The sequence below is a fragment of the Mesorhizobium sp. M7A.F.Ca.CA.002.04.1.1 genome, from assembly GCF_004022805.1.
Lineage (GTDB): Bacteria > Pseudomonadota > Alphaproteobacteria > Rhizobiales > Rhizobiaceae > Mesorhizobium > Mesorhizobium ciceri.
On record NZ_RZPL01000901.1, the window covers coordinates 1 to 1,981 of the forward strand.

General features: G+C 59.9%; 3 protein-coding genes. 2 read left to right on the forward strand and 1 reads right to left on the reverse strand.

Going from position 1 to position 1,981, the window contains the following annotated elements:
- On the forward strand, positions 1-334 hold a 334-nt coding region (locus ENZ75_RS30175; protein ID WP_128278561.1), incomplete at its 5' end, for a methyltransferase domain-containing protein.
- A gap of 91 nt (positions 335-425) precedes the next feature.
- A complete protein-coding gene (locus ENZ75_RS30180) occupies positions 426-1,484 on the forward strand; it encodes an aminopeptidase (protein WP_063169707.1) in 1,059 nt (352 codons plus the stop codon).
- An 82-nt stretch (positions 1,485-1,566) separates the two neighbouring features.
- Here ENZ75_RS30180 and ENZ75_RS30185 read toward each other — a convergent pair whose 3' ends face one another.
- Positions 1,567-1,800, reverse strand: coding sequence for a hypothetical protein (locus ENZ75_RS30185; protein ID WP_063169708.1), 234 nt, complete (start codon positions 1,798-1,800; stop codon positions 1,567-1,569).
- Between the last annotated feature and the right edge of the window lie 181 nt (positions 1,801-1,981).

Consider the following 1,981-nt stretch of genomic DNA (forward strand, 5'->3'; position numbering starts at 1 on the left):
CTCCAGCTCGTGGGATCTCGTCGCCATGTTCGATGTGCTTGAGCATATCCCGGATCTGGGTTTCCTCGCCCGGCTTAAGGCCCGCTACCTGGCCGTCGCCGTCCCTTATTGCCGCTGGCGCGAGCTCGGCGCCGACGGCGACGCCTGGTTCCGGACGTGGCGTATGCGTCTTCCCGACGAGCACCTCCACCACTTCGATCGTGACTCGCTGGTGGCATTCCTCGCACGCAGCGGCTTCGAATGCATGACGCTGAACTGCTTCGAGGACGGGATCAGACTGCGCCCTGGCGAAGTGGGTCCGAATATTCTGTCCGGATTCTTTAGAAAGCTATAGACCTCGATCAAATCGATGCGGCTGCTTGGGACCTGGGGCAATCGCGACAATCGCCCGATCGGTACGGGAGCACTGCTGTGGGCAAATCGTGATGCGCGCATTCTTTCGATTGGTTGCCGTTATGATCGTGGTGTCTGGCGCGACCGGCTGCACCAGTGTTTCCTATTACGCGCAATCCGTGCAGGGTCATCTGCGGATCATGACGGCGCGCCAGGATGTCGGAAAACTGATCGAGGACCCTTCGACGCCGAAGGCATTGCGCGCTCGAATGGCATCGGCGAGCGCCATACGACAGTTCGCAACGGATGAACTGGCGCTGCCCGACAACAGCAGCTACCGCAGCTATGTCGATATCGGCCGGGATTCGGTGACATGGGCCGTCTTCGCCGCGCCGGCATTCTCGCTGACGCCGCGAACATGGTGTTTTCCCGTTTTCGGCTGCGTGCCCTACCGGGGATATTTCTCCAGGAAGTCCGCAATTGAAACCGCTGCCGAACTTCAAGGACAGGGCATGGATGTCTATGTGACGGGCATCACCGCATATTCCACGCTTGGCTGGTCGAGTGACCCGCTGCTGAGCACGATGTTCAGCGAGGATAAAACCTATCTTGCAGGGCTGGTGTTCCATGAACTGGCCCACCAGCGCGTCTACGTGCACGACGATTCCGCATTCAACGAGTCGTTCGCTGTCGCCGTCGAAACGACCGGCGTGAGAAAATGGCTGCGCGCGGCTGGCGATACCGCCGCATTGCGCCGTTACGAAGCCGCCCGGAGGCGCAAAGCTGAATTTCTTGCGCTGGTGTCGCAAACACGGGACGAGTTGGCAAAAGTCTATTCCAACGCCGGAACCTCGGAGCAAAAACTGGCCGCAAAGACGGCGGCGATTGAACGGCTGCGGATGCGCTACCGACACATGCGCGACAGGCGCTGGGGCCGATACCGGGGATACGATGCCTGGTTCGCTTCCCCGATCAACAATGCAAAGCTCGCCGCGACTTCCGTCTATAGCGATCGGGTGACCGCGTTTCTGCGCCTGTTCGATCTGTGCTCGGGCGACTATGTCAGGTTCTATGCGTCGGTCCGACGGATTGGCGCACTGGACCAAGCTCACCGTGCCGAAGCCCTTGCGGCCGCAGATCGCTGTTATTGAGTCGGTCAAATGGGAGGGCCCGGAGCGTCGGAGAACATGCGTCCGAAACCAACCAATCACACGGTTGAGATCGCGCGCGGTTCTACTGGTCCGAAAACTTCACGCTCACGCCGCGTTGCCGAAAATAAGCCTGCATCAACTTGCGGCCCGAGCGGTTGTTCTGCGCCAGCTTGGTCGGATCGAACACCGCCTGTTTGATCCCCTCTCGCGTCAGCGCCGCCTTAAGCGCCGCGATATGTGTGTCGATGTCGGCATTGTCCGCCCGGAGCGAGGCATAGATGCTCTCGGTCGCCTCGGCCACGGTCAGTTCGCTCATTGGTGTCGTCCTTTGGTTAGTTGGGCGGCGCTTAGCACAGATTCGCGGTCCGCCGATACCGAGACCGTCAGTACAAAGCGCCCATCGTGAAATCGAACCGTTCCTTATGGGGCTTCGTAGAGTTCCAGCGGCAATCCATCCGGGTCCCTGAAAAAGGTAAACCGTTGGTCTGTGTATGGAT